The organism is Endothiovibrio diazotrophicus (genome assembly GCF_054657215.1).
Map to the genome: position 1 here is coordinate 1 of NZ_BAAHXB010000182.1, position 6,206 is coordinate 6,206.

The following is a 6,206-nucleotide window of genomic DNA, read 5'->3' on the forward strand; positions in this document are numbered from 1 at the left end:
CCTGCGCGAATAGCCGCTGTGGTTCCTGCGCCTGGATCGTTTCGACGAATAGGGGCACCCGGTAGCTTGCTTCCAGTGACGCATTTCCGCGAAATTGGGCCTGTACCTCTCTCACCGTCGGCTCCGGCCAGAATCGCTGTTCGGCGGTGTTGAGCGGGCTCAGGTCGCCCCCTGCGTAGCGCAGGGCCATCAGCTGCTCCGAGCCGCAGAAGGTCAAATGGATCTGGCCGGCGCGGCGCTCGCTCAGGTTGCGCAGGATGCGGGCGAGGTCGGTGCGGTGGCGGTCGTTGCCGTCCTCCAGGCGGGTGAGCAGCAGGAACAGCGGTTCGCCGCCGGCGAGCCGGTCGTCGAGCAGGAACTCGAAGGCGGTGGCCGAGGCGATTGGTTCGCGCACGTCGAGCTGGCGGGCGAGGTAGGTGAAGTAGTCCGCCTCGTCGACGTTGGCCTGCCCCAGGGGGACCAGATGGCGTACCGAGTCGTCGCCGATGCGCGCCCGCGCCTCCTCCAGGATCGCCCGGTGCATCGCCGTCCTGTCCCGTCCCGCCTGGGCCAGCAGCATCACCGGCTGGTTGCTGTAGAGCGCCTCGAACACCTCCTCCAGGAAGGCGGGCTCGCCGCCCACCAGGGGCAGCGGCTCCATCTCCCGGTCGCGGGGGCTGTACTGTCGCAATTCTGCTGCTGTTGCCGGTAGGAGCGGCCCCGAGGCCGCGATGGCGCTGTTTCCGTTTCTGCCGTCGGTTGGATCGGGAGCGCCGCACTTCGTACCGATCGCGGCCTAAGGGCCGCTCCTACAGGGGGGCCGTGCTAATGGTAATCGTTTTCCCGCGGGGGGGCGGTGAGGAGGGTGGCGGTGGTGTGGTCTTCGATCTCGAACAGGGCGACGCAGCCGGCGCTGCCGAAGGGGAGGTGCAGTTCGCCGGGCGTAGGGGGGGCGAGTATTTGTGCGCCAGGAGAACCTGGTCGCTTGGGAAGGGCGTAGAGGGATTCCCGTCCTGGGACGGTCGTAGGGGGTGCTTCCTTGCATCCTTCACTGCGCTGCTGGTCAACGCGGTTTCCGCCTCGGTGCGCATCTCTTTTCCCATCGATTTGGGCGCCCCTTTGCGCTGCCCGCGCCGTACCCGATCAACGGAAGGCCTCGGCATTGCGTTCGAGCCAATCCCGGACCAGTGCGTCGGTATCGTTTTGCCGGGGATGGAAACCCGGTTTCAGGTAGGCCAGCCAATGGGGCAGGGTGTGGAGGAGCGCGCCGCGACGACCGAAGAGGAAGGTCGTGGCGCTGCGCCAGGTGTTCCAGCGAAACAGCCGGTGGCTGTGGTGCAGGTTGAGCAGCGTTTGCACTGCCGTGTCGATTCCCATCACGAGGCTGACGTAGAGAAACCAGCCGACCCGTCGGGGATAACCGCCGCCCAGCGCGAGGTAGGTATCGAAGGCGACCGCCTTGTGCTCGCTCTCCTCCAGCGCGTGCCATGTCCAGAGCAAGCGCATGGGGGGGCGGGCGCCGGAGAGCCAGCCGATATCGCGCAGCAGGGCGTCACCGAACACCGCGGTGAAGTGTTCGTAGGCCATGACGATGGCCAGCCGGCTGTGCAGGGTGAACCGCTCGCTGCGCCGAATCCGCCAGCCGGCCAGCCGTTCGATGATGTTGCGCAGCCCCTGTTTCTCCAGCACGGCGTTGAACTGGCGGTGCAGCGCGCTGTGGACGGCCTCCTGGCCGCAGAAGCCGCGAATGTCCTCCCGCAGGCGGGCATCCTCGATGCTCGGCAGCGCCTCGCGCACGGTGTCGATGAAGTATTTCTCGCCGATGGGGAAGCTCATCGAGAAGGCGTTGAAGAGCTGGCTGCGAAAGGCGTCGTCACCGAGCCAGTGCGGGGCGAATCCCTGAGAAAGGTCGATCCGGGGGTGACGAACGGGGATGCGCTGCGCCATGTCTCCACTCCTTGCGAATTGCCGGTAGTCGCTACGACGGTAAGATAGCCGGCACCGGTTCCCGCTTGTACTCGTTTTTGGAGCGTCCCGTCCGATGGCCGAAGATGGCATTCAAGTATCTGATTCAATGAGAAAACGCCCGGTTCAGCCGCGCGTCGAGCGGACCCTGCGGACGATTTTCGAGGCGGCTGCTCAGATTGTGAACGGTGAGGGCGAGGAGGCGCTGACCACCCACGGCCCGTAGATCAATCGCCCTGCCGCCGCCGCTCCGCCGTCTCTCTATGACTCAGCCTTGGGTTCGTCGTCCTTCGCCTCCCCATTACGGCATTTGAGCCAGCGGCGACCGAAGCCGCAGCGGTGCAGCCGTTCGCGCAGCTGCGCGCGCTCCTCCTCGCTCATCGATTCCACGGGGAGGCGGCAGTGGTGGCCGAAGCCGTGGTGGCGCAGGCCGCCGAACAGCAGGCGGGTCAGCACCAATAGCCCCAACGCCTGGAGGTAGCTGATGCTCGGCCAGCCGAACAGCGTCGGGGTCAGCCAGTTCCACAGTCCCATGGTGACGCCGCCGGCGACGGCGATGCCGGCGACGATGAGCAGGACGAAGTGCATTCCGCCGTAATGGTGACTGTTCGGTGGCCAAGCAACTCCTCGCGGGGCTGGATCGAGGGCGAGGTCGCTCCCGCCATCCAACTCGATATCCGCTCGCGGGATGACATTCCAAAACGGCTGCTTTCGGCGGAGACCGGCACTTCTCCGCCGGGGCCGAGGACACGGCTCAGCGGCGAGTGAAGGACCGGCCATTCTCCCTTGATGTGGATCGTCGGGGCGTCGCCGCTGAAGGCGAGGTAGCCGTACTTGCCGTAATGGGGCAGCTTGCGGGCGAGCCCCGGCAACGCCTCGGTGCGGCGGGTGGCGAGCCAGCCGATGGCCGGGGTGGCCAGGACGACGCTCCAGTCGCCGCCGGTGAGCCGTTCGCCATCGAGCACCAGCCCGTCATCCAGCCACTCCACCCGCTCGCCCAACCGGCGTTTGATCCGCTCCAGAAAACGGTTCTCCCACCCCATCAGCCACACCGCCCGTCCCTCCGGCAGCCGCTCCAGGGTCGCATCGCTCGTCACCTCCACCGCCGGATCGCCCGCCGCCCAGCTTTTGGCCAACCGGCGGTAGCCGTCACTCGATGCCCCCGCCGCCGGGTAGACCAGCAGCAGTCGCTCGGCGCCGAACAGCTGGGCCAGGGCCGCCGGCCGCTCGCCGGGGAGCAGGCGGCGGAAGAGGTCGAATTCCGGGTCCACCTCCAGGCGCAACGGCTTGGCGGGGAGTTCCAGGCGCCAGCGCTGGGTCGCCTCGGTCATGGTCAGGCGGGTGCGCCAGGGGGCGTCGCGGCCGGCCAGGCGCAGGGCGATCGGCACCTCCAGGCGATAGGCGGCGCCCGGCTGCTTCTGGTGCAGGGTGATCTCCAGCGCGTCGCCGTCGGCCCGTGCCTCGCCGAGGGTCAACTCGGGGGCGCCGGGGCGCTCCAGCCACTGTTTGAAGAAGGCGCCGAGGTCTTCGCCGCTCGCCGCCTCGAAGGCGCGCCGCAGGTCGTCGAAGGCGGCGCGCCGGAAGCGGTTTTCCGCGTAGAAGCGGCGCAGGCCGGCGAGGAAGGAGGCGTCGCCCAGCCGGCGGCGCAGCATGTGGAAGAACATCGCCGACTTGCCGTAGCCCAGCGCCTGGCTCGCCTCGCCGTGGCGCGCGCGGAATTCGCTCAGCGGCCGGTCCTCACCGCGCTTCACGTACTCGGCGTAGCGCTGCAACTGCTCGCGGCGGTAGGCGGCGCCATGTCCGGCGCGCTCCTGCATCAGATGATCGGCCAGATAGGCGGTGAGCCCCTCCGACCAGTTGCCCTCGCGGTAATCGACGAAGACCCCGTTGCCCCACCAGTTGTGGAGGATCTCGTGGGGGTAGGCGCTGCGCAGGATGAACGGCAGGCGCAGCACCCGCGGACCGAGCAGGGTGAACGAGGGCATGCCGTAGCCGCTCTCCCAGCGGTTCTCCACCAGGGCGAACTTGGCGTAGGGGTAGGGGCCGATCAGGTTGCTGTAGAGATCGAGATATTCGCGGGTGGCCTCCAGATAGCGCTCGGCCAGCGCCTCGTCGGCCTCGCGCAGGTAGACCCGCGCCTCGCCGTGGGGGCCCGCGGCGCGGTAGAGGTGGTAGGGGTAGGCGAGGAGGTAGAGGTCGTCCTGGGGCTGCGCCTCGCTCCAGTGGTCGGCCTCGGTCTCCGCCCCCTGGCTCACCGAGTGCCAGCCGTCGGGCAGGTGGACGGTCAGCTCGAAGGCGAGCAGCCGGTCACCGAAGCGCGGGTACCAGCCGCCGGCCCCGCTGAGGAAGACCCCCGTCGGTGCGATCTCCGCCGGGGTGGCGCGCTCCACCTTGCCGCGCTTGCCGCTCCACGCCTCCAGCGGGTGGTTGATGGTCCCGCCGTAGCGCAGGGTGAAGCGTTGGCCGGTGCCCTCGACGCGGAACCGCTCCAGCGGTACCGCCCCCTCCACCTCGCCGAGCCGGCGCAGCCGGCCGGCTCCCTCCAGATGGGGTTCGAGGCCACGGTGGAGCAGGAACTCCGCCGCCGTGCCGGCGGGGAGGGTGATGGTATCGACCGCCTCGAGGGTGCCGTCGGCCGGTCGCAGGGTCACCTCCAACCGATGGTGGAGCGGCTCGGCGGCGGGGGCGGCCAGTGGGAGGAGGAGGGTGAGTAGCAGCAGTAGCGGGCGCACGGCGGAACCTGTCGGATGGCGGGGGAGTCTGTATTAGGGATGCGGAAGAGATACATTATCCCAAAATCGCGCCGGATCGCGGTTCGTCTTCAAGGCGCGGAAAGGGGCGCATAGCAGGGCTATGTAACCCTTGCCGCAACGCCGAAGACGGGCCGCGAGACAAGTGAGTTTGGGGTAATGTGTCTTTTCCGCATCCCTTTAGTGACCGCCATACGACCCCTCTGTTCCGAAGGTTGAATCCCATGCTGCGTATCCTGCTCCTCCTGGCGGCCCTGCTCCCCGCGGGCGCCGCCCTCGCCGACTGCTGCAAGGTGGTCGAACCGGCGGCCCTCGGCGGCCTCGACGCGCTCCTCCCGCGGCTCGCCGACCGGCGGGTGGTCTACGTCGGCGAGAGTCACGATCAGTACGGCCACCACCTGGCGCAGCTGGAGGTGATCCAGGGGATGTACCGCCAGTCGCCCGATCTGGCGATCGGCTTCGAGCAGTTCCAGCAGCCCTACCAGGGGGCGCTGGACGACTTCGTCGCCGGCCGCATCGACGAGGGGGACGATGCTCGAGCGCACCGAGTACTTCACCCGCTGGCGCTTCGACTACCGCCTCTACCGGCCGATCCTGCACTACGCGCGCGACCACGCCCTCCCGCTGGTGGCGCTCAACGTGCCGGCGGAGCTGAGCCGCAAGGTGGCCGGGGTGGGGCTGGCCGGGCTCGATGCGGCGGAGCGGGCGCAGCTGCCGGCGGAGATGGGGGCGGCGGACGACGTCTATCGGACCCGCCTGCGCGGGATCTTCGAGCAGCACCCCGGCGCCGAGCAGCGCAACTTCGACTTCTTCGTCGACGCCCAGCGGGTGTGGGACGAGGGGATGGCGGCGCGGGTCGCCGACTACCTGTCGGCGCACCCCGGACGGCGCATGGTGGTGCTCGCCGGGGTCGGCCACATCGCCTACCGCGGGGCGATCCCCGACCTGGTGGCGCGGCGCGGCGGGTTCCCGGCGGCGGTGGTCGCCTGCGACCTGCTGCCGAGCGAGGCGGAGGCGGCCGACTTCGTGCTCTACCCGCAGCCGGTGCCGCTGCCGGCGGCGGGGATGCTCGGGGTGTTCCTCGACGAGCGCCCCGACGGGGTCTACGCCAAGGCCTTCTCGCCGCAGAGCGCGGCGCAGGCCGCCGGGATGCGCGAGGGGGACCGCATCGTCGCCATCGCCGACGGCGCGGTGGGCAACCTCGGCGAGCTCAAATCGCGGATGTTCGACCGCCGGCCGGGGGAGACGGTGAGCGTCGAGGTGGAGCACCACCGCTTCCTGCTCGCTCCGCAGCGCAAGCGTTTCGAAGTGACCTTGCGCTGACGGCGGGGCGTGCCGGGAACCGCGGTGGTGGTGGCCGTTCGCGGCAGTACTTCGATCTGACGCTGCTCAGCTCGGCTTCGCCAAGGAGGCACGCCCTTTCCCGTAGGAGCGGCCCTTAGGCCGCGATGGTTCGAGGCACGGCCTTTCCGTGACAGGCGGGGGATATACGGAACCGGCGCCATCGCGGCC

At 69.2% G+C, this 6,206-nt stretch carries 6 protein-coding genes and 1 pseudogene; 3 read left to right on the forward strand and 4 right to left on the reverse strand.

Annotated elements, in window-relative coordinates; genetic code table 11:
• A partial coding sequence (locus tag ACYQ2W_RS24895) for a hypothetical protein (protein ID WP_459873499.1) occupies positions 1-640 on the reverse strand: 640 nt, incomplete at its 3' end.
• 482 nt (positions 641-1,122) lie between these two features.
• Positions 1,123-1,926: a metal-dependent hydrolase gene (locus ACYQ2W_RS24900; RefSeq protein ID WP_459873501.1), complete on the reverse strand. Its 804-nt coding sequence runs from the start codon at positions 1,924-1,926 to the stop codon at positions 1,123-1,125.
• 94 nt (positions 1,927-2,020) lie between these two features.
• Between ACYQ2W_RS24900 and ACYQ2W_RS24905 the strand changes: the two genes are divergently transcribed.
• A complete protein-coding gene (locus ACYQ2W_RS24905) occupies positions 2,021-2,170 on the forward strand; it encodes a hypothetical protein (protein ID WP_459873503.1) in 150 nt (49 codons plus the stop codon).
• A 35-nt stretch (positions 2,171-2,205) separates the two neighbouring features.
• On the opposite strand, the gene ACYQ2W_RS24910 is transcribed toward ACYQ2W_RS24905, so the two are convergent.
• Positions 2,206-2,532 carry a hypothetical protein gene (locus ACYQ2W_RS24910; protein ID WP_459873506.1) on the reverse strand — a complete coding sequence of 109 codons (327 nt, stop codon included), beginning with the start codon at positions 2,530-2,532 and terminating at the stop codon, positions 2,206-2,208.
• Positions 2,457-4,676 carry a M1 family metallopeptidase gene (locus tag ACYQ2W_RS24915; protein WP_459873508.1) on the reverse strand — a complete coding sequence of 740 codons (2,220 nt, stop codon included), beginning with the start codon at positions 4,674-4,676 and terminating at the stop codon, positions 2,457-2,459. Before ACYQ2W_RS24915 ends, ACYQ2W_RS24910 begins: the two co-directional genes overlap by 76 nt.
• Before the next feature lie 242 nt (positions 4,677-4,918).
• Here ACYQ2W_RS24915 and ACYQ2W_RS24920 point away from each other — a divergent pair.
• Positions 4,919-5,152: pseudogene (locus ACYQ2W_RS24920) on the forward strand (ChaN family lipoprotein); the annotation flags it as partial.
• A gap of 73 nt (positions 5,153-5,225) precedes the next feature.
• The gene (locus ACYQ2W_RS24925) at positions 5,226-6,017 is read left to right on the forward strand and encodes a ChaN family lipoprotein (RefSeq protein WP_459873510.1); all 792 of its coding nucleotides are present in this window, start codon (positions 5,226-5,228) and stop codon (positions 6,015-6,017) included.
• Positions 6,018-6,206: the final 189 nt, after the last annotated feature.